The sequence below is a fragment of the Ferdinandcohnia sp. FSL W7-1320 genome, from assembly GCF_038050315.1.
Lineage (GTDB): Bacteria > Bacillota > Bacilli > Bacillales > Bacillaceae_L > Ferdinandcohnia > Ferdinandcohnia aciditolerans.
In genome coordinates this window covers 2,646,059-2,672,497 of the sequence record NZ_JBBPAM010000001.1, presented here as the reverse complement: position 1 = coordinate 2,672,497, position 26,439 = coordinate 2,646,059, and the positions used below count along the sequence as shown (strand labels likewise).

Genomic DNA, 26,439 nt, shown 5'->3' with positions numbered 1-26,439 from the left:
GTAATCTCCTTCTTCTTTGATCATTTAATTCCTTAGTTTATAAGGGTTGTTATAAGGCTTTTTGTGATGTCTATTTATACTCTTATTTATAAGGCCTTGATGAGTAATGTTCGTATGAACATCAATTATTATATCTGCGTTAGAAAAAATCTCATTCCATTCAGATTGGATATTTTGCCATTGTTTTGGATATTTCCGATAGGTTTCTAGCCCAATTCCTGAAATATCTGTCTTTAATTCCTTTTGAAGTTTATCCAAAGTTAAACGTACGTATTTTTCAGCTAGGTTTGATACTTCCTTTTCAACCTTACTTATCCATTGTTCATTTATATTGCTTTTCGTCGTATTATCAGCTAACGTTCCCTCTATCTCGATATTAAGATGTGCTTTAAGCTGATTTCCAACTAGTGTCGGCTTTATTTTTGTCTCTGATTTCTTTATCTCTACAGAGACCTTCTCCTTCTCATTCAGAGATACAGTTTCACCTCCACTTTTAGCCTTGTTCAAAAGGACATTTAGCCCAACCGTTTCATGTGTATTTAGTTTACCGACCATTTTATCATTTCTAATGACGGCCGTACCGTCTAATGAAGTAATAGTTTTATCCTTTTCTTTTTTTGTTTGAATGATCGGCAGATAGGCATTAGGAATAGGTCCCTCAATTAACTTATAAAATTCATATAATTTTACGGATGTATATTCTGCAATATATTGTGTTTGTTGTTCTAAAGCAGAGACGATTTCAGCTGACGAAAGATCTTCATAAAGTGTAGAAGTACTCAAAATATCTATTGGATTACCTTCTGTAATGAAAAGATAACTATTTAAACGAAACATTTGATCTCGCCGGCTTTCATCAAGGTAGCCAATAAAATCTTCTTTTGCTAATTCCTCACCAATCACCCATAAACGAGCATGATCAAAATAAAGCCTGCGCTTCGCATCTCGTATGAGTGCTCGTGTACCTTGTATTATTGAGTCCGCGTCTCTTTCTAATAGAATATGCTGGCCATTTCCTCCACCCCCTTCTCCACCACCTTGTTCACTTGCTCCAGTTGGTTTTATGATTTCGACGCTGATTCGTAATTTACCGTCAGATTTGTCCAACCCTATTCCATGTACAAGTGCGGAATTATCAAGTTCTTGGCTACTCCAACAGCCCATTAATAAAAATAAAAAAGGGATGATAAATAGAATCCTTCCCATCATTTATCACCTGTCTTAGGTAATGATTTAATTCTAGGCGCACGCTGATTCGGTATGCTTTTTGGTCGATGTTTTTTCCACCTTAACGGCAAACGAATTAGTGAATCTTTCCAATCCTGAAAATAAAAAGGCGCAAATGGCGCCATATAAGGAACCCCAAGTGATGTTAAAGAGATCATATGTGTTAATAAACCAAGCATGACGACAATTAGTCCATATCCCCCAAATAAGCTGCTAGCAATAAATAACCCTATCCTGAGTAACGCAGTAACATCTGCGATTGGAGTAATGACGAAGGCGGCAATGTACGATATAGATACAACAACAATGGTCGGTGCACCAACCAGTCCGGCTGAGACAGAGACTTGTCCAAGAATTAAAGCACCCACAATACTTAAAGCCGAGCCAATTTGTTGAGGAAGTCTAACACCAGCCTCACGGACAACTTCAAACATTAAAATCATCATGAAAACTTCCATTGTAAGAGGAAATGGAACTGTCTCTCTTGCTTGGATGATCGGAACAATCATTTCAGATGGAATCATTACCTTGTGAAAATTAATGGCTGCAATATAAAGGGCTGGTAAAGAAATACTGATTATAAATGAAAAAAAGCGCATCAGGCGAATGAAGGAACTATAATAAGGACGAGAACTGTAATCTTCTATGCTTTTCATATTTTCAAGAAATAGAGATGGAATATACAAACTTACCGGATCTCCGTTAACTATGATCATAATTCTTCCTTCCATTAATAAGGCTGAGGCTACATCAGGACGCTCTGTATTTCCAATAGTAGGAAAGATTGAAAAGGGATGGTCTTCAATGAATTGTTCAATTTCCCCTGAATTATTGATTTCATCCACTTTAATTTGATCTAATCTTTGTTTGAGCCGTTCGATCAATTTAGGATCCACAATGCCCTTTATATATCCCAGCGTTATATCTGTTTGACTAAATTCACCAATTTTTATGGTTTCAAACTGTAAAGAAGGATGTGGAATTCTTCGCCGTAATAATGCAATATTTGTAGGTGATGATTCAATAAATCCCTCATGTGCCCCTCTCACAGCCCGATCTGATTGGGGTTCGGCGATTGCACGAACCTCGTACCCTGGTGCGTTTAGCACCAATCCTTCACTATATCCATCCAGCAATAGTAACGTATTGCCCTTCAGTAGTTGGAATACAGCTTTTTCTAGATTATCTTCATTTTTTATATTAAAAATAGCAATCCTCTCTTTTACTTTTTTTAATTCTTCTCCCTGAGGACTTTCGAGTGATTCCTCGGTCAGTTGCTCTAATACATTATTGAGAATGGCATCTTCATTAATTAACCCATCAACTAAAACTAACAGTGCTTTCAATGAGTGGCCGTCATGTAACGGAATGATGAAATCATGAAAAATGATATCCTCACTTGAATCTAACAGTTGTTTTAGTTTTTCTTCATTTTCATGAACATCCGATGAGAATGAAATTGAATAATTTGATCGTTCTTCTTTTTGTAACTTTTTCGTATTTCGCTTTATTTTTTGCAGAATGGATTCGATTTTTAAACAGCGCATAATTTCAATTCATCCCTATTCATTCTCTTAAAAGTTGTTATTTTATACCTATATTATGAGTTTTATTTCAAATAATATGTACCGTTTTTGGAAATGATAAAGTAATGATTATTAAGTGTTACCAATAATTTACCGGAGCACTATTATGGTTATTAACATAAGAAGAATTATGTTGTCTCTCTTGTACCAGAACTATTCATAACAGGTATGGTGTTAACCTATATTTTGTATGATAGCAATCTTGGTTTTGGTTTATCTTATCAATTTTCACATCCCGGTGGAATTGTCATGACCATTCTGTTTGCTGCTTTATTCTTCTGGAAAGGGAACAAAAACCGGGGAGAAAACTTATCTGCAGATATAGAATTACCTAATAAAGCAACATAAGATGTTGCAAGGCCGAATCAAAAAGGTTTCAGTTTTGGAAATATAGCATGATTTTTTTATAAAAATTCAATAAATGGCACCTTTAATGGAGAATAGTTTTAAAATATTTTAAGAAAACGGGGTTATTATAGTCGCTACTTTTGACTAAACTAAAGAATCCTTCCGAAACAAAAATCCTATTTTAAACGACCGAATATACCTTCATTTTCCAGCATTAAGCTTCTATTTGTTTTACCTTACAATTATTTAGGGAATTCCTTTTCATTAGTGTTTTCTAATAACCAAAGTTCTGGAATGGTAACAAAAATATATCCTTCCTTCTTCAAATATGGAATAAGTTCATCTAAGGCTTTTACTGTTCCTGTTAAGTCTTGTGTCCAATGTCCGGCACTATGCATTAGGACAATAGCTCCAGGGTGAATAGAATCCAACACTTTTTGTTTTACTACGTTTGCCGGTAGGCTTTTCCAATCTTGCGAATCTACAGACCATCCTATACCACGATACCCCATTTTCTCCAATTGTCTGACCTGGTCTTCATTTATAGCCCCATATGGAGCACGAAACAATTCAGGTTTAATACAAATAACCGAAAAAATTTCTTGTTCACTCTTTTCAATTTCCCATATCATACTTTTTACATCTGTGTCCGTTAGTTTGGGATGCCAATAAGTATGATTACCAATTGCGTGCCCTTTACTATATATCTGTTTTACGATATCAGGATAGGTATGCACTCGTGTCCCTAATAAGAAAAAGGTAGCTTTTACCTCATATTTATTCAAAACCTCTAAAATCAAGGGAGTAAATCGAGTGTCTGGACCATCGTCGAAAGTTAGTGCAATCACTTTTTGATTAGTATGTGCTTTATAAAGCATTGTATTTGAATATTTTGCTTGTAATGGGTATGCTACTGAAGCCTGAGCTGAATTAGTGGAATAAGCTAGCCCCACAAATAAGATAAAAAAACCTTGTATAATAAGAAAACAACGTTTATAAAACATGTCATTCCCTTCTTTCTAATACTTACCTTAGTATTGAGTTAAATGCAGTCATTATATCCATCCACTTGTCAATTTTTTAATCAGGCACTGTTTAACTTGATTGTTGATTTTTTGAAAGAAATAAGCATATTCAAATTTAACTTTGAATATGCTTATTTTTCGAATAACCGATAACGAATAAATCAAAGTTGCCAATTTTAAATCAAAAATAAAGCTACGTTGAGGCAATAGGAATGTCGGTGTTTAAATTGAAGCGAATATGTATTCAATTAATTTTACTCTTGTTCCTAATACATGCTCGATCGGGTTCTTATTCATACATATCCCTCACTTTTAATTATTTACCAGTTACTTTATAAGTAAAAGTGTCTATTTAGGGAAACCTCTTACTAATGTTTTTAACTTTATAAAGGAGTTTAAAATGAGAAAGAAACAAAAAGTTAGAAATAGGCATATCGTTTTGATACTAAGCGTTATATTAGTATCCATTTTCAGTAATTCTTGGCGTGAGGTTCCTAAGTATTATAAAAATATGGTTTATGTTAGTTCATTTAATGCAATATATTATTTACTATGTAGAAGACATCTCGTTTGGGAGTTTATTCCTTATAGAGTAAATTGGTTTTTTCTTAGAACAGTCCATACACTAATAATAACTCCACTATTAGTGCTCGTATTCTTAAGCAAAATGCCAAATACCCTGTTTAAACAATTTATTCATTTCATACGGTGGACTATAATAAGTACCGTTGTTGAATATTTGATTCACAAAAAGCACTTAATTCTATATGCTCACGGTTGGAATGTTTTATGGTCAGGATTACTATACGTTAAGATGTTTGTATACAGTCATTTATTTACTAAACGTCCTCTACCTACGTTGTTCTTATCTCTTTGTTCAACTGTTTTTTTTATTTTTAAATTCAATGTCCCTTTGAAAATCAAGCGCTCTTCAAGGTACTTTGAACCATTAGTTGATTTATATTACCATACATCTTTGAAGGATTTATTTACGAGGAAAAAATTATAATTGAGATTATTCTCTATACAAAACGTAAAGAAACAAGTCATGAGATTATCTCTAGAAATAAGAGATTAAGAAAAGTTTACGACAAAAAACGAGAAAAAGGAAAGCCTTTTGGATTAGCCATATATGGCGGACTCCATCGTCAAGACACTTTTTTCAATAAATAAGGTGGGGTCGGTCTTATAGTCTTTATAAGAGCTAAAATGGAAATAAGAGTAAGAGGTACTCTCATTGCCATAAGGGAAGGTTGACCCTCAACATTTTTTGAGGAAATCCATCCTAATTGAAACTTCCTTTTCAGAGGTGGTTCTGTCAAAGGCGAGCTTGCGAGTGCATGCCTTTACCCTTGACAGGTTCTCCTGTGAAAAGGATACTCTTTAGTTGGATGGATTGAATTTCCTTTCTTGGTGTCTAGTTTTATGGGTCCATTATAATAATCGCTTGTGCGAATAAGCTCTTACATTGGATTTATGCATTATTGAGAAGTAAAACGACTTTTCGAAATATAGTTTAGAAAACACATCTAGGGAATCAAAACAAAACCTTCCAATTGGAAAAAGGAAGGTTTTTTGGCATACTCATTTTTTGCTGGATCAATTAATTCTTTCTAATTTTCCTGTCTCAACATGGAACAGACAGCCAATAACCTCAATGCCTTCCCCATATTTTTTGTAAACTGGATGACTTTTTAAATTTTCTATTTGTTGTAATATATTCTGTCTGGAATACTCTTGTTCAGACAGATTACATGTTTCTGGTAATCCTTTTTTTATTTTTGAAATCCAACTCTTTAACTCTTTTTCGTTATTACCGCTACAAGCAGCTGTTATCCCCCCGCAGCTAGTATGCCCTTTAATAACTATTTTTTTTACTTTTAAATGCTTTAGTGCATAATACAAGCTTGCATTCAAGCTTGCATCATCATCAGTAACTTGATTTGCAATGTTTCGGTGAACAAACATACTCCCCAGTGGCATGTTAGCAACAATAGAAGGACTGACCCTAGAATCAGAACAAGCTATTACAAAGTACTCTGGTGATTGCCCTTCTTTTAACCTTTCAAAATAATGAGGATCCTCTTTTAATATACTATTAACAAACCCTTGATTGTTATCAGCCATTATTTGCTTACTCATGAGATCACCCCAAGTTTTACATTTCAAAGAGCCTGATCTACAGACAGAAAATCAATTTTCCCCTTGTACTTTTTATCTAATCCTGCTTTTCTAAAAAGTTCATAGACTGGTTGTTTAATTCCAGCAATATAAAACTCTATATTAGATTTTTTGTAGCCTTCTATGATTTTTGTTAATTCGTCAAGCGCAATAGCATCCATTGAATTAACCCCCGAAAAGTCTAGAATGACTTTATTAATGTTTGCCTTTTCAAGGATAGCTTGTTGAAGTTTTTCTTCAACAAATGCGATGTTCGCAAAATATAACGATGCATCTATTCGGTATATTAACAAGTTCTCATATGTTTTGGCATTTGGATAATACTTCACATTCTTAAAAATATTTTGATCACTAAGATATCCTAATTCAGCTATATGAGGATATGCACTTCTCCAAATAAACAGCAGTAAGGATACACCGATTCCAACTAGTATTCCTTGTTCAATCCCCAATGTAAGAGTTGCTATAAAAGTAATTAGTAATGTCCATCCATCTGCTTTTTTTACCTTGAATAAATGAACTGCTTCCTTTGCATCAATTAATCCATACACAGCAACCATTATAATTGCTGCTAATACAGCTTGAGGAAGAAAGTAAAACAACCCTGTAAAGAATTGAAGCGTAATAAAAATTAATACTGCTGTAATAATAGAAGCAAGACCTGTTCTAGCTCCTGCTTGATAGTTTACTGCTGTCCTTGAAAATCCTCCTGTAACTGGAAAAGCAGAGAAAAATGACCCAAAGATATTTGCCAGGCCTAAACCATTTAACTCTTGATTTGCATTAATTTTATATTTTTCTTTATTGGCAATTGACTTTGCAACTGCGACAGATTCCATAAAACTGACAAATGAAATCGTCAATGCAATCGGTAGTAAAGCCGTAATTGCCTCTATATTAAACATTGGAATTGAAAATGCTGGTATTCCATTCGGAATATCACCAACAATCTTAACACCAACTTGGTCTAATTGAAGAAAACGAACTACTAAAATACCCAAAACTACAACAACTAATGGTGCTGGAAATTTAGGTGCCATTTTTTTAAGTAATATAAGAATGATAATACTCCCTAGGCCAATTAAAAATGTTACCATATTTATTTCATTGACTTTCATAATTGCATTACTTATGATAACAAAAATCGAACCTTTCGGAATATCGATTCCTAATAGATTTTTTAACTGACTAAGACCAATGATGATTGCAGCTGCAGATGTAAACCCACTTATAACAGAATGTGATAAAAAGTTAACAAGAAAGCCTAGGCGGGAAAGTCCTAATACTAATTGGATCACACCTACCATCAAAGCGAGTAGCAGTGCATATGCAATATATTCATCTGTCCCTGGTTTTGCAAGTTGAGACACACCTGTAAATACTAAAAGTGAAACCATCGCAACTGGTCCAACTGCTAATTGTCTAGAAGATCCAAATAGTGCATAAATAATCAAAGGGATCGTTGAAGCATACAATCCTATAACAGGAGGTAAGCCAGCCAACATCGCATAAGCCATTCCTTGAGGAATTAACATAATAGCTACAATTAGACCAGCTGATAAATCTCCTCTTAAATCATTTTTGTTATAATGACCTAGCCAATCAATAGACGGGATCAGTTTTTTTAACATGATCTCTTCCCCCCTTTAAATACGAATTCTACAATTAGATTTCAGGCTGTTGACAAACGCTTGCTTTCTTCGTTGTCTGCCTTCAACTGTGTTCATGATCATTTCGAGAACCTCTGCCCACCGCAAGGCTTCGCCTCAAAAGGAAAACGCTTTCAACTAGCCTGAAATTTATATAAAATGAACTTTATCTATGCTCAGGACTATTTTTCTTATATTCAATAGTAGTTTGTAAATGTGGATAAACCTCTTTTTTTATATGACCTTCAGGACATGACTTGACATACATACTCTTCATCCATTTTTGATCCGAAATTACCAACTTTTTTCCACAAACAGGGCAACGTTCTTCCGTAAGACTTTTAATAAGATTTCCCACAATATTCACCTCTTCCTAGTTTCCTTGAAACATTTTTCCGGAAATGAATAGGGTACTTTTTGACATTATTATGGAAAGAATTAAATCCTACAAACTAGTAAAGATATAATTTTTACTAATTTAATTTGAAAGTTTGGCTAATCCTATAATTAAATTAATATAGTTTTCTTTTTAAGAAAAGGGTATCTTGATGATACCCTCAGCCTTTTTTTATCCAAAACTTAAATATACCGTTATCCTCTTGAACTTTTAGAAATTCATGACCACCTGATTTTGCCCAAGCTGTCAGGTCATTTTTAGCCCCTTTATCAGTTGCATGGATCTCTAAAACTTCTCCAGACGCTAATTCATTCATTGCTTTTTTCGTTTTTACAATAGGCATCGGACAAGCTAAACCTTTTGCGTCTAAAGTTTTATTGACATTCATTTCTTGTACCCTCCATATTTTTGAATTTTGTTAAACTTGACTGTGAAATTTTCTCTTAACTGTACCCGAACTCTGTCCTTCATTACAGGAGTCCTCTTAAGCGCATGACATGCATATGAAGATCAGTCCGTATGATGGACTGCACAACGGTTTGGACCAATTTCTAATTCTTGCTTTCTTTCAACATCGGCTTCTTGAACACCACGGTTAATCATAATAATTTCTTCAAAGTTAGGTGGTTTTACAGAACTTGCTGATTTTTCAACATCGTTTAAGAAATCCTCTCTTGTTGCATTGAACATTTTCTCATTACGGGTACGGATGTTACCTAAAGTATCGCCAATGTAACCTTCTGCATTCAGCTCTTCGTCAAAGTCAGCATAATGTGCTGGCAATACGATCACATCATCTGCAATTTCAGATACTTTATTAAACACAGTGTTATATAAGTCGTTTGCCCATTCTCTTACTTTATTTCCTAAGTCAGGACGGCCTAGCCCGCTTACGAAAATAGTATCACCAGAGAATAATAATTTTTTGTTTACAAAAAATGATACACTTCCTGGTGTGTGTCCAGGTGTTTTCACTGCAAGCACTTCTAATTCAATATTTTTAAATTCAATTTTCTCGTGTTCTTCAAACGGTTTGAAATCAAAGATTGCCCCTTCACTTTTCATAAGGTAGTACGAAGCACCTGTTTTATCTGCTAATTCTTTACCGCCGGAAATGTGATCTGCATGTAGATGTGAATCAACAATATGAGTTATTTTTGCTCCCTCTTTTTTTGCAGCTTCAATATACTCATCCACAAAACGTGCTGGATCTACAATTAATGCTTCATCATCTGAAACAACCATATAAGATAAACAACCTTTTCCTACGCGTACAAATTGATAAACTTTTATATCTTCATCTTCGTAAACTTTTGCTTTATATAAATGCTCACTCCAGGACTTCATTCCACCGCTTAAGTAAGCTGTATCAATCCCTTCATCAGAAAGCATTTCCGCTACCATCATAGATGAACCTTCTTTTGCACATACGACTAAAATTTCTTTATCTGATGGAAGTTTTGACAAAATCCCTTCGACTCCATCAAGTAATTCAAAATATGGAATATTTAAATACTCGAAGTTTTCACCTTCAATTTTCCAATCGTTAAAATCACTCACATTACGAACATCTAAAATAAATAAGTTTTCTTTATTTAACACCTTATCCGTTACTTCTTTTGCTACCAGTTTACGTACTGCCATTTTTAATTACCCCCATAGGTATTATTTTGGTTAAAATTTTTTTGTAAGTTGATTAGAATGTTAATGTTACATCAGAGTCTTTTGCAAACTCTAAAAATGTTACTGCTCCACCGACTTCAATGCCCTCTACAAAAGCTTCTTTTTCTAATCCCATAACATCCATTGTCATTTGACATCCAATAAACTTAACACCCATTTCCAAAGCCATCTCCACCAGTTCTGGAATAGATGGAACATTAGCCTTAGCAAATCCCTCTGCAAAGTGTTCTTTACCCTCTGGCATAGGAAGTTGCTTGTATGCATCTTTATGAATTAAGTTTAATCCTTCAAATGTAAAGAAAATAGCTACTTCTTGATCTGTCGCAGCAGCTGCTGTTGCGATATTAAACACTTTATATGCATCAAATAATCCACCATTACTTGCGATGATTGCTACTTTTTTACTCATTCCTCATTCCTCCCAGTTTTTAATGCCAACATAATATTATTTGGATCAAAGCCAACAACCCACTTACCATTAACTTCTGTTTGAGGCACTCCCATTTGCCCTGTTTCGTTTACAAGTTGGTTCATTATCTCTGGTTTGGTTTCAACATTTATCTCTTTGAAAGGAATATTTTGATCTACTAAAAAGTTCTTTAGCATAACACAATATGGGCAACGTGTGGTAGTATAGACTGTCACTGTGTTCATATTAATACCTCCTATTTGCTTAAAGTTTCCTTCTTTCCTGTCCAAGCACTCATGCCTGGAACTATATTAACCACATTAGCAAAACCCTTTTCAGCTAATTTTTGAGAAGCAAGATCACTGCGGTTTCCTGTTCGGCATACCACATAAATTTCATCATCTGTGTTTAATTCGCTTAGACGCTCTTCCAGTTCTCCTAAAGGAATAGAAATAGCATTAGGAATATGGTTAAATGCATATTCAGCTGATTCTCTTACATCAAGAACCACGATGTTTTCATTAGCATCTAGCTTCTTTTCAAGTTCTTCATTGCTAGTTACATTAGGATGTTTTCTTTCAATTAAACCATCATTAGATGATTTTCTTAGATAATGTTTTAGTACTTCTCCTTCTTCGATTGTCCCAAGATACTGATGACCAGCACTGTTCGCCCAAGCTTGAATATCAGCTTTTGACCCTTTATCTGTGGCTTGAACTTCCAAGACCTGACCAGCTTGTAAATCATTCATTGCCTTTTTTGTTTTCACGATTGGCATTGGGCAAGCAAACCCTTTTGCATCTAATAAAAAGTCTGTTTTTAATGATTCCATAATATAAAAGCCTCCTATTTTTACCCTGATGGGTATTTTATTAATTAAAAAAATTTACTTAGTTTCGCCTTCCCATGCAAGCATCCCGCCTGACATATTAATCACATTAAATCCATGACTTTCAAGAAATTGAGATGCCCGAGCACTTCGTGCACCAGACCGACAAACCATGATATATTCTTTAGCCTTACTTAATTCATGCATTCGGAATTCTAATAATCCTAGTGGAATATGAATGGCTCCTGGAATTTTTCCAGTCTCAACTTCATCTACTTCACGAACATCAATTAAGTTTAATGGTTTACCTTCTAACAGTAAAATTTCTACTTCTTTTGCAGTTAATTGCTTCATTCTTTTTCCTCCCTTTATCTCCAGGCGCTCATACCGCCCTTTACATTCGTCACTTTTGTAAATCCTAATTTTTTAAGCATTTTACTAGCCTTTTGACTTCTCATTCCACTTTGACAAATGACAATTACTTCTTTGTCTTTTGTCAGCTCCTTCTCTGCTTTTTGTGCAAGCTGATGAATTGGGAGATTTTTAAATCCTCTAATACTATTCCCCTTAAATTCCCCTGGAGTTCGGACATCGACAAATTGTTTATTCTTATCTTTTAATTCATTTTTTAGATCTGATGTTGAAATCTGTCTAACACCTTTGGCCGGGATTATTCGATTTATGATAAAGAATAGAAAAAGTGCAATCACTAAATAATTTAGATATTCCAAACCTAGTCCCTCCTTCATGAACGGGAAATTTCCCCTAACTGATTTAGATAAATAAGTTCACGTTACCATCTTCTGCATCAGCTAAATACGCAGCAACCCCTGCATATTCGATATTATCCAAAAGCTCTTCTTTTTGTAGCCCTAATAAATCCATTGTCATCGTACACGCAACAAGCTTTATATCTTGCTCTTTTGCCATTTCGATCAAATTTGGTAGTGGCATTGCATTATGTTTTTTCATCACATCTTTAATCATTTTAGGACCGAAACCTGCAAAGTGCATTTTGGATAGCCCCATCTTATCTGCGCCTCTTGGCATCATTTTTCCAAACATTTTTTCCATGAAACCTTTTTTTACTACAATATTCTCATCTTTTCGTAAAGCATTTAATCCCCAGAATGTATGGAAAATGGTTACTTCGTGATCATAGGCAGCTGCACCGTTTGCAATAATATACGCTGCCATTGCTTTATCATAATCTCCACTAAATAATACAATTGTTGTTTTTTTGTTTTCTGTCATTATTTTATCACTCCTCAGTTAATATTTTACTAATACCCCTATGGGTATGATAATAACTAAAATAAAAGAGGGTGTCAACCCTTTTTTTATCTATTTTTCACAAGCAGATTTACGGCTTCTCTTACTAGTTCTTCAGTATTCTTTTCACCACTTTGCTCTGCATAACGTACACAATCCACTAAATTAGAACTAACCACAACCCCAATTGTACGATCAATGGCTGTTCTTGCTGCAGATAACTGGGTGATGACTTCTTTGCAGTCCTTATTTTCTTCCATCATTCTTAAAATTCCTCTTAACTGTCCTTCAACCCGTTTTACTCTATTTTTAATTTGATCATTATAATCCATGTCCTTACCTCCCTTTAACCATTCGTTTCTATTTTTAAAAAGTTTTCCTTAAAGGGTAATTTGTTATGATCAGCTATTCTATATCCGACGACCCGAAAACCCCTTTGTCTTAAAAAGTGAATTCCAATAATTTTTTCGAGTATGCCTGATACAACTACATGTTTGGAATTTCATTAAAGTTTCTCTTAAGATAGGCAGTTGGAATATTGATTGTTCCTTTGTCGATAAAAGGAACAACATTAACAAGTACTATATTATACCCATATGGGTATAATGTCAACTAGATTAAATAATAGAGTGGGTAGATCAATACATATTGAAAGTGGTTGATAAATGCCGTCTACTGAGGAATAGGTGTTTCCTTTTCAAAGAAAATAAAATAGCATCGATATTCGAGGCTTATTTTATTATTTTTTATATAGAACTATTGTTACTAATTTAAATACTACTATTTATACAACTAATTAGCCGATCTTCAATATCCTGAGCAAATTGTTTCATCTTTTCATCATTCAGAAGACTAATGAGTGCTGTTGGTTTGGGCATCCCAATTTTCGTTTTTCCATGGTTGTCATCATAAACAACTATTTTACAAGGCAAGAAGTATCCAGCCATTTCGTTTTCATTTAACACTCTCTGTGCTTCATGTGGGTTGCATACTTCGAGCACTTTAAACTCTTTATGGAATTCTAGACCCTTTTCCTGGAACTTTTTCTTAAGATCAAAACTCCATAAAACACCAAATTTTTCTTCTTTTAAGCTTTCCTCCAGACTTTTAATTGCTTTTTCCATATTTTTATCTGTAACAGCCGTATAATCAAACATAATTATCTTCCTCCCTGAGTCTATTTCATATCAATTGAAATAACTTAATCGCTCGTTTCAAAGAAATAACATTTAGAATTGCTAAAATTAATTTGCTTTTAGAATTCTCTTACATTCACCAAATGCTTTTTTTCATATCAGGTATTTTATTTATAACAAATGTCATGATTACTTTGTTTGCACTATGGTCTTTTAGCTGTATGTTTTCCAAATCACTTTAGATATATTAAATAATTTGGCGTTTTTCCTGATCTGATCTTTCCTTTAATAACTCCAACATCTTAGGTTCAATATCAACAGCATAAACAGTTGGTAGGCTATTGACAGTTTCGTGCAATCAAGTGAAAATAATATTTATAATTTACTTTACCATAAATACCTTATAGCCTTTAAAGCGTTCCTCATTAATTTGGGCCGATTGCGGAACAAACTAACATTCAATTCTGCTAATCAACAGCTTCTTCTTTTTTATTAACTTTGAACTCTCTAACAGATTCTAGCAAGCTATCAGATTTCCTTTCTCCGAGGTTTTCAAGAAAGTCAATAAATTCTCCTTCGCCATTTTCATCGCCAAAATCGTCCATTAAGTCATTAAGTTCCCATTCAATAGTCTGTAACTCTAGGGTTGAACAGGTGTTTAGGAAGTCCATCGTATCATACATATCATTACGAAGTTTCGTATAAATCTCCCACGAGTCTTCTTCCCACCATCTTGAATCTCTTCGGTTCATCATCCAGCGAATTTTATCAATAACTAGCATTAAGGTCACTCCTTCACCTTGTTAAATGCATACTTTTTTCCCTTGCTACAGGCACCTCAAACGGAAGATTAGGAGGTTTACGGTTTAGATCAATGCGGTATTTGCCGAATCGATTGACGTGAGCTGTAACATAGGGGCTTAAATAGGAAATCAGCTCTTCATCATAATCATTTCCGTCTTGCATGTAGTCATGGAGAATACGAGATAAAGAGAACACATTATAAAAGATAAGACAATTGGCCACTAGGTGGTTATATTTAATGACCTTACGCTGTTTTTCCCTGTCATTCTCAGCGATAATCCCTTCGCCACCAAAGAATAGCCACTTGGTAAACCCATTAAAAGCTTCACTTTTATTGGTAGCTGCTTGAATCGTTCCTCTCAGTTCCTCGTCAGCCATATATTTTAATAAAAACATCGTTCGTATCACTCTTCCAAGCTCGCGAAACGCCTGATACAGCTTATTCTTTTTGCTGTATGTACCTAGTTTATTAAGAATGGTAGATGGGGTAATTTTACCTGACTGGATCGACATAGCAACTCTAATCATATCCGGATAATGAGTCTCAATGAGCTCCCAATCGATTTCTCCTGAAAAAAGATCATCAATATGCTCATATACCTCTTCTTTACAAGGACGAAATAATTTTAAATCTTTCCAATTACGAATTCTGGGCATTAACTGAATACCTAGTAAAGAAGAAAGCCCAAAGACCGTTGTACTCTGTCCTTGAGTATCTGAATGGAGAATTTCAGGTCGAATTTCGGCTTTATCATTCATCAAAATATCTAAAATATGAATCCCTTCCCATACTCCGCAAGGAATAAAATTGCTGAATAAAGCAATATAGGTATCCGAAACATGATAATAGCCAATTCCGCCATATCCTCCATAGCGAATATGGTTTTCGGATAAAAGATTTTGCTCATATAAATCCCATTTGGTTCCATCGGCTGAAGCTCTCTTTCCATCACCCCAATATTTTGGAAGATCGAATTGGTTATAGGCATTAATAATATATTGAATCGCTTTGTCTAGGTTTTCTATAGTTACATGACGTTGATTAATCCAAGCTATTTGTTTTCTGTCTAGACTTCCTATTGATCGAGCTGCTTGAGTCGGTCCTAAATTACAACCATAGCAAAAGGCATTTGTAATATACCGTTCAACGGCATTGTCTAATTTCGCTTCATGTCCTGAAATGGGACCAAAAAAACGGGTCCAATTTAACCAGTATTCAGTATCGGCCAACATATCCAGTACATTGATTGGTTCTAAGTTTTCGGCTATATATCCTTCAAACTTCTTTAATTCAGTGGGGATTTTTTTCTTCTTTAACTTTCCAATCACAACTTCGCCATTTTCAATTCGTACCTGTTCATTGTGAGGAAAGGATTGATCTGTTTGGCTTGTAACTTGTTTAAAATCTTGCTGTGTCTTTCTAACGAAATCAGTTCCAGAAACAGGCAAATTTACATGCTTGCAAAAATCGGCTAAATTCTCCTCATAGTCTTTCCATGTAATAAGCTGCTTTCGGTAATCTGCATATTTTTCACTTCCTTCTATATATAAGTCTCCTGCTTTTAGCTCTAGCATAATTTGCGACAAGACGCATACTTCAAAGTGACGGCGATTGATTTCATCAGGCATTTTTTCCTTCTTCTTTTTAGGACTAAGCCATCGCCACCAGGAATCAGGAATCCAAGACAAGTCTAATAAAGATGTTATATCCCAGTCCTTTCGCAACTTTCCATTCTTTTCAATATGAACAATTGATATGTATTCCTTTTTCGTATATTGATGAGAGAGGAGAAAAGAAATCGCCTCTTCCAATGCTTTATCTTGTGTTGTTGAACGAAGTGGAATGGATTTAAGAATTTTAAATAATGTAGCTCGGTGGCTTTTATAGAATTGCCATAGGAATAGATAATAGTTGTCTCCACTAAGGGCTAAATGGTTTTCGCAATCTTGTAACACTTGCGCTTCTTGCTCTTGGAGTACCTTTTGCATCTCCTGAATTTTTTCTTCAGGGCTGCCTTCCGTTTGATAAGCAAGTAGTAATTCCTGGAGGGTTGATATTAACGAATCCGTACGTTTTTGTGTTTTTTCTTTATGATCCTTTAAACGTTGACGGCCTTTTTTATGAATGCTCATCATCCTTTTAATGAGCATTTCTCCAATATCATCTAATATTTTTGACAATTGCATTGATACAAAGGAAAGCGCAAGCGCATATCTTTTTTTAGACTCCATTTCCATCATACGAGAGGCACCTAACGTTTTGGCTTCAGCTGCCATTTGTTTTACTTTGATATAAGGAATATCTTCAAGGAAATCGGTCGGAATGTGCTGGTTTATTAACCAATTCCGACGTACAATTAAATTGTTGAGGTGTAATAAAGTAGCTCTTTTCGCGTCCTCCTTCAGTTCATTCCAAGGACTGTAAGCAGTGCCCTCGGGTACCTGAAAAAGGTGATCTATATTCTTTTTTTGTTCATCATTTAGTGCATGATCAATCTGATGATAGATGGCACGATATGATTTAGTTCGAACATCATTGGCTGCATCTTTTAAGGTATTATAGACAGGTAATTCGTATCGTTGACGGATTAATTCTTCAATGGCAGCATTAACTAGATCGGCCGGGTCATCCTTGTTAAATGCTAGTTTGCTCATTGTATCAATCAAAATTTGATGGGCCTCATGATCAAATGGCCGAAGCTGAAGGTAATCCCGAACAAAGCGAAAATGCCGTTTGGCAGTTCTTGTTTCACTATACGTTTTCCACTCTTCTTTCGCAGGCAAAGGCAAGTATGCTTTTTTCGCAATATGTCTGATAATGGCTTCTGGAACATCGACAATACGGATAAAAAATCCAAGCTTCTGTACGGTTTTGATTAAAACAAGTAAGGCTAATTCCTGCAAAGTGCCTTTAGACTTAACCTCTGCCCATTCTATTTCATTCATCACTGGGGTGTACACTTCTTCCAAATCTTTCTCGGTCAGATTACTCTTAAATCTGGGGTATATGGTATCCTGAATACTTGGCAAATCATATCCCACCTTTATCTGAATTTTTAGATTCCCTATTTTATAATAAATAAAAACCTATCGTTTTGATAGGTTCGGTTAAATTATCCATTATTTTCCATAGTGGCCCCTCAATGTGCGAATCGTTTCCGTACCCCCTATTGCTTTTACGCGCCCTTCTTTGTATAGAGTTTCTAGAGCTCTCCAAGCTTCTTTAAATTTTCCTTCAACAGGCCAGTGAATGAGGTATAAATCTAAATACTCTAATCCAAGTTTCTTAATACTTGTCTCATAAGAAGCAAGTGTTGATTCGTATCCTAGATCTGCATTCCAAACTTTAGATGTTACAAATAGTTCTTCTCGAGAAATCTGTGCTTCTTTTAGACCTTCTTGAATCCCTTTTCCAACACCTTCTTCGTTCCTATAAATCGCCGCTGTATCAACACTTCGATACCCATTTTTTATTGCCGTTTTTACTGAATTGATTAATTCAGGTCCCTCTTCTACTTTAAAAACCCCAATACCAAACCAAGGCATTTTTACACCATTATGCAAAGTAGTTGTATCTTGTAAATGTTTAGCCATTTTATAAAACCTCCGAATAATATTTTTTTAGTTACTAAGACTATTAATTTTTGTTATATTTATTTGATCTTTTCGTTCTAAAGCTGCACTTATACCTGTTAGGACAGCAGCAATTAATACCATCAACGCACCAATCCACGAGGTGTGAATCAATCCGATTGAATCAGTTATTAACCCACCTAAATAGGAGCCGATCGCAATCCCTGCGTTAAATGCTGCAATATTTATTGCAGATGCTACGTCAACTGCACTTGGGACAAAACGCTCTGCTAGCATGACAACATAAACTTGTAACCCTGGCACATTCATGAAGGCAAATATCCCCATTAATAGGATCGTAAGTAGCCCTGCAATTTTAAATGGAGCTGTGAACATCAAAATAAATAATACGACTGCTTGTACAATAAACATATAAAACAATGCGCGAACTGGATTATGATTTGACAGTTTTCCTCCAATCATATTCCCTATTGCAATAGCAACCCCATAAATGAGTAAAATAAGAGCAACAGATTCTTCTTTATATCCCGTAATATTTTGGAGTAATGGTGATAAGAAAGTGAAAACAACAAATGTTCCACCATACCCTAAAGCGGTAATAATGAAGATAAGTAATAAACGACCATTTTTTACGAGCTTAAGTTGATCTCGAAAGGTTGTTTTTACACCTTTTCGCAGATTGGATGGCACTAAAATGCTATTTGCAATCAAAGCAATGATACCAGTAATAATAATTACGAGAAATGCTGCTCTCCACCCGAGTTGTTGTCCAATAAAAGTCCCAAACGGAACACCGGTAACAGTCGCAATTGTAAGTCCGGTAAACATAATGGATATGGCACTCGCTCTACGATTTTCAGGAACTAAATCAGCAGCTATTGTAGAACCGATTGACATAAAAACACCATGAGAAAACGCAGATATGACTCGTGCCACTAGTAATAATCCGATTGTAGTTGAAACAGCAGCAAGGCTATTGCCAATAATAAATACAATCATGATCCAAAGTAAGAGCGTCTTACGAGACATTTTTGATGTTAGGGACGTTAAAATAGGAGCCCCAAATGTTACCCCTAAAGCATATATCGATACAGTTAACCCGGCTGTGGTTACTGGAATATTTAGATCCGCAGCGATAAGTGGTAATAAACCAACGCTGATAAATTCAGTTGTGCCTATCGCGAAAGCACTAACTGCTAAAGCAAGTAATGCAAGTGTGCTTGATGTGTTTCCTTTAGCCACGATGTATCCTCCTCTTTGTTCTTCTGTAATAAATAACTAGTCTGTTCGGCCGACAAATGCTATTATGTGTGATAGGTTTTAAAATGAAAAGTACGCACTTTTTTGTAATATAGACACCAAAAAGTATTATAGGTACTTTTTAGTACCTATAGGCAGGAGGAATAAAAGATGGAAAAAAAGAAATACAATATATCTGTTGAAGCAACACTAGAGGTAATCGGTGGTAAGTGGAAATGCGTGATCCTTTGCCATCTTACACACGGGAAAAAAAGGACGAGCGAATTAAAACGACTCATGCCGAATATCACTCAAAAAATGCTTACACAACAATTAAGGGAACTTGAAGAAGATGGAGTCATAGATCGGATAGTTTATAATCAAGTCCCACCAAAAGTGGAATACCAATTAAGTGAATATGGAAAAAGTTTAGAACACATCTTAGATTCATTATGTGCGTGGGGAGAAACGCATATTGTTAAAGTTTATGGTGATAAATCAGAGGTTTTAGAGGAAAACATTTTAAATAACTAATTTGATTTCAGAGTAAACAAAAAAGCCGATCATACTAGTCTTAATGTCAAACTAGTATGATCGGCTTTTGAATTTTTTAAAAGGTAAAAGTCTATTTATTAGTTGCTGTAATATCTCCACTGTCTGTTTCTAGTTGAATTAAAACTATTCCTTTTCCAACAAGGGCATTATTCTGATACTTATCAAATAAATTAACGTCTCCGGAGAACGTACTTACTTCAAATTGAACGTCGGTTGGTTCTTTTTCTGTCTCAATTTTAATATCACCACTGAATGTTTTACTAAAAATGCCTTTAGAAATCTCACTAGTTGATATAAAGACGTCTCCACTGTCTGTTTTTGTATTCAAAGCACCATTTATCTTATTTAATTTAATATCACCGGAGAACGTAATGGCGCCAAATGATGTAACAGGAGCATCCTGGACATATAGATCACCACTGTCCGTTTTCGTTTCAATAGCACCTTGAACTTTTTCCATGTGGATGTCACCAGAAAATGTTTTGACTGCCATTTCCTTAGAAGTTATATTCTCTAGTTTCACATCTCCACTATCCGATGATAAGTTTATTTTTGTTGACTGAAGGTCTTCCACCAATATATCTGATGAGAATCCTTTTATGTTAACCTGTTGATACATCTTATCGGGTGCAAATATTTTTAATGTCAACGCGGGGATATAGAAATTAAAATTAAACCATTTTTCATTTTTAGATTGCAAAGAAATGGAGAGAGTTTGACCATCTTCTTCTACTGAAAATTTTTGAATCTGTTTTTCTGCACCTCTACCAACGAGTTCAACCCTAGCTTTTTCCATGGTGGGGACAGGAATGAGCTCGATATCAGTGCTATCTACATTTACTTGAATGGATTTGATCATCTCATTTTCAATTGGTTTGGTTTCATGGATCGTAACTTCCTTATTTATCGAACCATATGTCACAGCACTACCGATTCCACCTATAATGACTAACAATAGGGCTATGAACGATAATTTTTTAACCATGATTGGTCCCACCTTTCACAATAGATAAATTAAATTTCAAATAGCGTAGAAATACATTTTTCACACCATTCGATGCATAATACATTCCGATCAATATGAATAAACCAATTCCACAAAATGCAAGGGAAAAGAATACATCATACCATTCAAAAATGTCAGGATTGACGATGGTATTTACGATTACTAACAATGGACTCAACACCCCTGCTACTCCTGTTATCCAACCAGCCAGTAAAAAGGAAAGTACGACAAGAAATGGACCAAGCACAATAACTAAATTAACAAAGCCTAGACCAATCACTGCCCATACGGCCCTGAACATATTTCGAGTAGTTGTCGTTGTTTCCATTTTCTCTATATGATAATTGGCCAATAATTCTTTTGCCAATTGTTTAGGTGAACCTAAGGAAGTTGCAATTTCAGTTTCCGTTTTTCCTTCCTCTATACCAATTGAGAAATACTCCTCATAATCTTGTAAAATATCGTCTTTTTCATCATTTGGTAGCCGACTTAGATGCCTCTCTATTTCTGATAAAAACTGGTTTTTATTCATGGTTGATCCCCTCCTTAATTAACTGGTTGACTCCTTCCGAGAACTCCTTCCACTCTCCTACTAATTGGTGCAAGTATGTCCGTCCTTTATCTGTCAGTCTATAATACTTTCTGGAAGGTCCTTCACTGGATTCTTGAAGATATGTTGTAAAATATTCTTCCTTTGTTAACCTTCTTAATAATGGATAAACCGTTCCTTCTGAGATTTCAATTTGGTTGGAAATCTTCTGTACAAGCTCATACCCATATCGATCTTTCTTATCCAGCAATACAAGCACACATAGTTCTAAAACACCCTTTTTAAATTGAACGTTCAATGCAGTCACCTCAACTCTTTACCATTTTCTATACGACAACATACACTACTATGTAATGTACAGTACCTAGTCATAAAATATAGCCATTGAGTACAATATAACACCATCTACTATACATTGCAAGGTACTGTCGTGGAGATTAGCTTTATGCATTTTAGACAAACCCAAAAAAGCAAAGACAGAATCGAATGTTTGCGTCTTGGCTAGTGTGTTCTGGGACAAGTTAACATGAACGAAACTAGCCCCTTGTCGTAATCCCGTAGGTTAATTTGGTTAGACTGTTTAACGGAGATTAAAAAATCAAACCAAATCAGAGCTACATTACGAAAGGAGCTAGTTATATTATGAAGGATACCATAAAATACGTAGGTTTAGACGTTTCAAAGGAAAAAATTTCTGTTGCGATTGCTGAAGAAGGAAGAGACGCACCTAGATATTATGGAATGATCCCACACTCTTTAGAGGCTATTAGAAAATTAGTTAAGAAATTAGGAGATAAAAAACAGATAAAGGTATGTTATGAAGCAGGCCCAACAGGTTACCCATTGTACCGCTTCTTCTTAAGTTTAGGAATAGAGTGTTTTGTAATCGCACCATCCCTAATCCCTTCTAAGCCAGGAGAACGGATTAAAACAGACCGAAGGGATGCGGTTAGGCTTGCTCAATTATTCCGTGCTGGTGAATTAACATCTATTTATGTACCAACTGAAGACGATGAAGCTCTTCGAGATTTAGTTCGTGCTCGTGAAGATGCCAAAGAGGATGAATTAAGGGCAAAACATCGACTCACTAAGTTTTTATTAAGACACAATATTAAGCCTCCTACTGGTGTTCGCAAATGGACCCTTAAGTATCGGGAATGGTTAAACAAGTTAAAATTTACTCGTTCTACGTCTAGAATTGTATTCCAAGAATATTACTATCAACTTCAAGAGATCGAACAACGGATAAAACGGTTAGAGAAAGAAATAGATATCCAAGCAACCGAAGGTTTACACGCTCCTGTAATTCAAGCACTTCAATCGCTTAGAGGTGTGGCAACTATTACAGCCACAAGTTTAGTGGCAGAGATTGGGTCCTTTAAAAGATTTACCTCGGCTAAACAATTCATGTCATATGTAGGTCTTATCCCAAGCGAATATTCTAGTGGTGAGAGTCGAAGACAAGGTAAGATTACGAAAACAGGGAATAAACACGTTCGCCGTCTTCTGATAGAAGCAGCCTGGAGTTATCGATATCAACCTGCAGTAAAAGGAGAATTAAAAAGAAGACAAGAAGGTCAGTCGGCCGTTGTTCAAGCTATATCATGGAAAGCTCAAAATCGTCTTCATAAAAAGTATTTCCGATTATTATCAAGGGGTAAAGAAAGTGGGAAAGTCGTAACGGCAGTGGCAAGAGAACTAGCTGGGTTTATCTGGGCAGTCACGCAGGAAATAGAAACAAACTCTAGAGTTTTAATTGAATCTTAATCTATTATAAAAATTCGTTTATAAAAAACTGCAGTTAAATTATGTGATTTTAAGAGTAGGGCTCGAAGGCAAAGTATAACACCGGAAAGGATAATCCACGTGGTCCCTTTGTGCTATGTCTAAATAGGCTAACGCACGTGACGAGTTGGTGGTAGATCCTTTATACGGAAAGATAAAATGTGAGAATCCACGAATATCAGAGTGCTTACCGAAGCTTAGATTTTTGCCTTCGTGCCGTGTTCTTAACTTCTGAATAAAGGAGGAATTTAATTCTCAGCTTTAAAAAGTGTCTCAATCTATGGATTACCAGTCAAGGAGAGCACTTGACAGGCAATCCATAGATTGAGGAGTAGTCAGTAAGCTGAGAAGGGTAATCCCTAGACATAAAATGTCTCCAACATTTATAAAAAAGAAAAGAAGCCCAAAAATGCTTCTCTTCTTAAGTGCGCCAAAAAACGGCAATTATAATTAGGGATTCGAGGGGAACTTGACAGTTTCGTTCATATCAGGGACCTGTCCCTGTGTCCCAGCGCCTATACATCTTGGACTGTTTTTGCATAGGCTGTAAGGAAAAGGAGTTGATGCTCATGCCTAAGTATAGGAAAAAGCCCATTGTTGTTGAGGCTGTAAAGCTTACTGGACCGATTACGATTGAAACATCGAATGGTTCAATGAAGGGGCTACCCGGAGATTATTTGATCACAGATAAAGACGGAGAACAATACCCTTGTGATAGGGATCAATTTGAAGCAGAATATGAGCCAGTAAAAGGAGTAATGAATATCAAGAGAATTGTTCGAAAATCCATTAGGTTAATAAAAACAAAAATGTATAAGACATGACCCAACTAGTAGTGATTATTAAGCATTATGGTCTTTCTCTCCATTTTGCTTATTTTTTTGAAACAAACTCAACAATTGGAATAAAGTTGAACAGCACCGTCTGGCACAATAAAAAAGACACACCTTTTTAGGAGTGTGTCTTGAAATCGGTAAATTTTATGTCTAATAACGGGTTGTCCTTTCGTTCTTAAACCTAGTTGATTACATTGTTAAACCACACATAAAATCAATTTTACGAACAAGTTGCGGAAAGTCGATGAACGGATTTCTATTTTTTTGAATAAGGAATATTTCTTTGTTACGATGTTTTTCATATAAAGAAACTTCATGAACTTGATGCCAGTTTAGTAACATTTCAATATCTTCATGAGTATATCGACTAATTTCTCCCGGATATCGTAATAAAAAATATAATGTTGCTCTTGCAACCTCTCCCTTCCCACTTTCGGGCTCAAACTTCCCCTTCTCTGATTTACCACAGTCGTCTCTAATGGCTTCCGTTTCCACATTAGGTGGATAATCCACAAAATCAAAATATGGATAATTGGATCTTGCTGAATTACACTCTTTTTCACAAGTAAAAAGATGATGGAGATCCCCTCTCATCGGATTTTCTTCGTGAAACCATGATTGGGGAACTACATGCTCACAATTAAACATATTTTCTTGATTAATAATCGTAACTACCCGCTGAAAGTCATCATTATTTAAGTTGCTTATTAGCAACATGTCTCGGGCTTTTTGTCTTTTTCCTTCAGATTCATAGTCTTCTCTCACAACTTGTTCAGGTTCCTTAGTCTTTCCTGAATAGATACTCTTCAGCGTTCCGTCCGCTTGTAGGTCTACCTGCGTATAAAGAAGTTCCCGGGTTCTAGCATTATAAGCTAGCTGATTTACATGTGTTCTCGTTATTAACTGATTTAGTTGTTTATATAACTCTTTGTTATCCTCAAGGTTAAAATCAATACTACGATAATAATCACTTATGAACTGCTTTTCTTGTTCTACGTCATAATACTCCTTTTCGTCTTCAAATCTCCTTTTGTTATATGTTAACTCTACTAAAGCGGCTTTTAAATCAGGATCTTCTTCCTTTAGAAAATTCATGGATTACTCCTTTCCTGGTTTCTTTGTAAACCGTTCAGAAGGCCATTATTCCTAAGGGGTCACATTCATATTTGAAGCAGGAATCATGTCATGTAGTTTCTCAACAACGTTAAGGAGGAGAAATCCATTTCCTTCGGCGCTTTTTCTATGGCCGAGAGGTACGGTTCGTCTAATGAGTTGGGCATAGACTTCTGCTTCACTCAGTGTTCGATCAAATTCTTTTTCACTTAGATTAATAAGTAAAGCAATTGCACCCGCGACATGTGGGGCCGCCATGGAGGTTCCTGTTAGTTTGGCGTATTGATCATCCGGATACGTGGAAACGACATCTACCCCCGGTGCCACAAGGTCGATTTCTGTATGAGTATTGGAAAATGGAGCAAGCTGCAAATCCATGCTAACGGCTCCAACGGAGATGACTTCGTTATAAGCACCAGGGTAGGCATACTCAAATGTATCCTCTAATGAATCCCCTTCATTCCCCGCTGCCACCACGACAGAAATATTTTGATTGACTGCATGTTTAATCGCCTCATGTAATTCAGGTACATCTTGGGGGCCACCTAGTGACATAGAGATTACCCGTACTCTTTCATTGTTAGGTCCCTGCCACTCTACTGCATAGCGGATGGCATTAATGATCCAATCATACTGACCTGCCCCTTCTCCCGTCAAAGCTTTTAAACTTAATATTTGAGACTTTGGAGCAATCCCTACAACTCCATCGTTATTAAGGCTAGCCGCAATCGTACCCGACACATGTGTCCCATGACCATTGTTGTCTTCAAATACATCGGGGTCTCCTTTATAATCACTTGTAAAATTCCGTCCAGCAATAATCCGATCCTTCAGATCGGGATGAGACGTGTCAATCCCAGTATCAATCACTGCAACGACAACACCTTCCCCCTGACTGCTATCTTCCCATAATGAAGGTGCCTGTACCAATTGAACTCCCTCTGGTGTTTCATTTGCCTGATCCACAACTGACTGAATGGTATACGGTAATAATTTGACCTGATTTTTCAAGATGAATCTCCTCCTTCAAATCTAGTTTTCAAAACAATTACCTTCATTCCCCTTCTGTCTTGTGTTTCCTTGTTGCTTCGATATGGGAACGTTTGTTTCATTATACTAACTGGACAAACTTTTATCAAGATAAAATACTGAAAATTAAGAAAATGAATAGATGGTCCCAGATAAAATTCTATTTATCCTTAAAATTACATATGT

At 35.6% G+C, this 26,439-nt stretch carries 28 protein-coding genes and 1 pseudogene; 4 read left to right on the top strand and 25 right to left on the bottom strand.

Annotated elements, in window-relative coordinates; genetic code table 11:
• Nucleotides 1-24: 24 nt before the first annotated feature.
• Together NST91_RS13400 and NST91_RS13395 are read right to left on the bottom strand one after the other, a co-directional pair.
• Nucleotides 25-1,206: a Ger(x)C family spore germination protein gene (locus NST91_RS13400; RefSeq protein ID WP_341331536.1), complete on the bottom strand. Its 1,182-nt coding sequence runs from the start codon at nucleotides 1,204-1,206 to the stop codon at nucleotides 25-27.
• Nucleotides 1,206-2,774, bottom strand: a complete 1,569-nt coding sequence (locus tag NST91_RS13395) for a spore germination protein (RefSeq protein WP_341331535.1) — start codon at nucleotides 2,772-2,774, stop codon at nucleotides 1,206-1,208. The genes NST91_RS13400 and NST91_RS13395 overlap by 1 nt, the downstream gene beginning before the upstream one ends.
• A 225-nt stretch (nucleotides 2,775-2,999) precedes the next feature.
• Here NST91_RS13395 and NST91_RS13390 point away from each other — a divergent pair, with 225 nt between their 5' ends.
• On the top strand, nucleotides 3,000-3,161 hold the full coding sequence (locus NST91_RS13390; protein ID WP_341331534.1) for a hypothetical protein: 162 nt from the start codon (nucleotides 3,000-3,002) through the stop codon (nucleotides 3,159-3,161).
• A 242-nt stretch (nucleotides 3,162-3,403) separates the two neighbouring features.
• Here NST91_RS13390 and NST91_RS13385 read toward each other — a convergent pair whose 3' ends face one another.
• From NST91_RS13385 to NST91_RS13300, 18 genes and pseudogenes are all read right to left on the bottom strand, one after another.
• Complete coding sequence (locus NST91_RS13385) at nucleotides 3,404-4,165, bottom strand: polysaccharide deacetylase family protein (protein WP_121446057.1); 762 nt, start codon at nucleotides 4,163-4,165, stop codon at nucleotides 3,404-3,406.
• Between the two features lie 1,620 nt (nucleotides 4,166-5,785).
• Nucleotides 5,786-6,328 (bottom strand): carbonic anhydrase, encoded by a 543-nt coding sequence (locus NST91_RS13380; RefSeq protein ID WP_121446055.1) that lies wholly within the window; start codon nucleotides 6,326-6,328, stop codon nucleotides 5,786-5,788.
• Nucleotides 6,329-6,351: 23 nt separating this feature from the next.
• Nucleotides 6,352-7,998, bottom strand: a complete 1,647-nt coding sequence (locus tag NST91_RS13375; RefSeq protein WP_121446054.1) for a sulfate permease — start codon at nucleotides 7,996-7,998, stop codon at nucleotides 6,352-6,354.
• A 184-nt stretch (nucleotides 7,999-8,182) separates the two neighbouring features.
• A complete protein-coding gene (locus NST91_RS13370) occupies nucleotides 8,183-8,374 on the bottom strand; it encodes a hypothetical protein (protein ID WP_121446053.1) in 192 nt (63 codons plus the stop codon).
• Between the two features lie 199 nt (nucleotides 8,375-8,573).
• Complete coding sequence (locus tag NST91_RS13365; protein WP_066418396.1) at nucleotides 8,574-8,801, bottom strand: sulfurtransferase TusA family protein; 228 nt, start codon at nucleotides 8,799-8,801, stop codon at nucleotides 8,574-8,576.
• A gap of 122 nt (nucleotides 8,802-8,923) precedes the next feature.
• Nucleotides 8,924-10,057: an MBL fold metallo-hydrolase gene (locus NST91_RS13360; protein WP_121446052.1), complete on the bottom strand. Its 1,134-nt coding sequence runs from the start codon at nucleotides 10,055-10,057 to the stop codon at nucleotides 8,924-8,926.
• Between the two features lie 52 nt (nucleotides 10,058-10,109).
• Nucleotides 10,110-10,505, bottom strand: coding sequence for a DsrE/DsrF/DrsH-like family protein (locus NST91_RS13355; RefSeq protein ID WP_121446051.1), 396 nt, complete (start codon nucleotides 10,503-10,505; stop codon nucleotides 10,110-10,112).
• Nucleotides 10,502-10,750 carry a glutaredoxin family protein gene (locus NST91_RS13350; protein ID WP_066418407.1) on the bottom strand — a complete coding sequence of 83 codons (249 nt, stop codon included), beginning with the start codon at nucleotides 10,748-10,750 and terminating at the stop codon, nucleotides 10,502-10,504. The genes NST91_RS13355 and NST91_RS13350 overlap by 4 nt, the downstream gene beginning before the upstream one ends.
• An 11-nt stretch (nucleotides 10,751-10,761) precedes the next feature.
• Nucleotides 10,762-11,337, bottom strand: a complete 576-nt coding sequence (locus NST91_RS13345) for a sulfurtransferase TusA family protein (protein WP_066418408.1) — start codon at nucleotides 11,335-11,337, stop codon at nucleotides 10,762-10,764.
• Between the two features lie 54 nt (nucleotides 11,338-11,391).
• Nucleotides 11,392-11,688 carry a rhodanese-like domain-containing protein gene (locus tag NST91_RS13340; RefSeq protein ID WP_066418413.1) on the bottom strand — a complete coding sequence of 99 codons (297 nt, stop codon included), beginning with the start codon at nucleotides 11,686-11,688 and terminating at the stop codon, nucleotides 11,392-11,394.
• A 14-nt stretch (nucleotides 11,689-11,702) separates the two neighbouring features.
• Nucleotides 11,703-12,065 carry a rhodanese-like domain-containing protein gene (locus NST91_RS13335; protein WP_121446050.1) on the bottom strand — a complete coding sequence of 121 codons (363 nt, stop codon included), beginning with the start codon at nucleotides 12,063-12,065 and terminating at the stop codon, nucleotides 11,703-11,705.
• A 43-nt stretch (nucleotides 12,066-12,108) separates the two neighbouring features.
• Entirely contained in the window at nucleotides 12,109-12,588 is a 480-nt protein-coding gene (locus tag NST91_RS13330; RefSeq protein ID WP_341331533.1) for a DsrE/DsrF/DrsH-like family protein, read from the bottom strand.
• A gap of 86 nt (nucleotides 12,589-12,674) precedes the next feature.
• The gene (locus NST91_RS13325; protein ID WP_066418419.1) at nucleotides 12,675-12,938 is read right to left on the bottom strand and encodes a metal-sensitive transcriptional regulator; all 264 of its coding nucleotides are present in this window, start codon (nucleotides 12,936-12,938) and stop codon (nucleotides 12,675-12,677) included.
• A gap of 438 nt (nucleotides 12,939-13,376) precedes the next feature.
• The gene (locus NST91_RS13320) at nucleotides 13,377-13,763 is read right to left on the bottom strand and encodes a DUF302 domain-containing protein (RefSeq protein WP_066418422.1); all 387 of its coding nucleotides are present in this window, start codon (nucleotides 13,761-13,763) and stop codon (nucleotides 13,377-13,379) included.
• A gap of 446 nt (nucleotides 13,764-14,209) precedes the next feature.
• Nucleotides 14,210-14,524, bottom strand: coding sequence for a hypothetical protein (locus NST91_RS13315; protein ID WP_066418426.1), 315 nt, complete (start codon nucleotides 14,522-14,524; stop codon nucleotides 14,210-14,212).
• Between the two features lie 13 nt (nucleotides 14,525-14,537).
• Complete coding sequence (locus tag NST91_RS13310; RefSeq protein ID WP_066418428.1) at nucleotides 14,538-17,576, bottom strand: Tn3 family transposase; 3,039 nt, start codon at nucleotides 17,574-17,576, stop codon at nucleotides 14,538-14,540.
• A gap of 135 nt (nucleotides 17,577-17,711) precedes the next feature.
• A pseudogene (locus NST91_RS13305) lies at nucleotides 17,712-18,140 on the bottom strand (aldo/keto reductase); the annotation flags it as partial.
• 27 nt (nucleotides 18,141-18,167) lie between these two features.
• Nucleotides 18,168-19,382, bottom strand: coding sequence for an MFS transporter (locus NST91_RS13300; protein WP_341331532.1), 1,215 nt, complete (start codon nucleotides 19,380-19,382; stop codon nucleotides 18,168-18,170).
• A gap of 168 nt (nucleotides 19,383-19,550) precedes the next feature.
• On the opposite strand from NST91_RS13300, the gene NST91_RS13295 reads away from it, so the two are divergent.
• Nucleotides 19,551-19,913 carry a winged helix-turn-helix transcriptional regulator gene (locus NST91_RS13295; RefSeq protein ID WP_121446047.1) on the top strand — a complete coding sequence of 121 codons (363 nt, stop codon included), beginning with the start codon at nucleotides 19,551-19,553 and terminating at the stop codon, nucleotides 19,911-19,913.
• 91 nt (nucleotides 19,914-20,004) lie between these two features.
• On the opposite strand, the gene NST91_RS13290 is transcribed toward NST91_RS13295, so the two are convergent.
• Genes NST91_RS13290 through NST91_RS13280 form a run of 3 tightly spaced genes read right to left on the bottom strand, consistent with a single transcriptional unit; the run spans nucleotide 20,005 to nucleotide 21,788 of the window.
• On the bottom strand, nucleotides 20,005-20,919 hold the full coding sequence (locus tag NST91_RS13290) for a DUF4097 family beta strand repeat-containing protein (RefSeq protein WP_121446046.1): 915 nt from the start codon (nucleotides 20,917-20,919) through the stop codon (nucleotides 20,005-20,007).
• A complete protein-coding gene (locus tag NST91_RS13285; protein ID WP_121446045.1) occupies nucleotides 20,912-21,472 on the bottom strand; it encodes an HAAS signaling domain-containing protein in 561 nt (186 codons plus the stop codon). The genes NST91_RS13290 and NST91_RS13285 overlap by 8 nt, the downstream gene beginning before the upstream one ends.
• Nucleotides 21,465-21,788 carry a helix-turn-helix transcriptional regulator gene (locus tag NST91_RS13280; RefSeq protein ID WP_121446044.1) on the bottom strand — a complete coding sequence of 108 codons (324 nt, stop codon included), beginning with the start codon at nucleotides 21,786-21,788 and terminating at the stop codon, nucleotides 21,465-21,467. The genes NST91_RS13285 and NST91_RS13280 overlap by 8 nt, the downstream gene beginning before the upstream one ends.
• 344 nt (nucleotides 21,789-22,132) lie before the next feature.
• On the opposite strand from NST91_RS13280, the gene NST91_RS13275 reads away from it, so the two are divergent.
• The gene (locus tag NST91_RS13275; RefSeq protein WP_341331531.1) at nucleotides 22,133-23,257 is read left to right on the top strand and encodes an IS110 family RNA-guided transposase; all 1,125 of its coding nucleotides are present in this window, start codon (nucleotides 22,133-22,135) and stop codon (nucleotides 23,255-23,257) included.
• A gap of 587 nt (nucleotides 23,258-23,844) precedes the next feature.
• Nucleotides 23,845-24,099 (top strand): PGDYG domain-containing protein, encoded by a 255-nt coding sequence (locus tag NST91_RS13270; protein WP_246006377.1) that lies wholly within the window; start codon nucleotides 23,845-23,847, stop codon nucleotides 24,097-24,099.
• A 201-nt stretch (nucleotides 24,100-24,300) separates the two neighbouring features.
• Here the strand turns inward: NST91_RS13270 and NST91_RS13265 are convergent, their stop codons facing one another.
• Complete coding sequence (locus NST91_RS13265; RefSeq protein ID WP_121446043.1) at nucleotides 24,301-25,206, bottom strand: endonuclease; 906 nt, start codon at nucleotides 25,204-25,206, stop codon at nucleotides 24,301-24,303.
• Between the two features lie 51 nt (nucleotides 25,207-25,257).
• Nucleotides 25,258-26,235, bottom strand: a complete 978-nt coding sequence (locus NST91_RS13260; RefSeq protein ID WP_121446042.1) for a S8 family serine peptidase — start codon at nucleotides 26,233-26,235, stop codon at nucleotides 25,258-25,260.
• Between the last annotated feature and the right edge of the window lie 204 nt (nucleotides 26,236-26,439).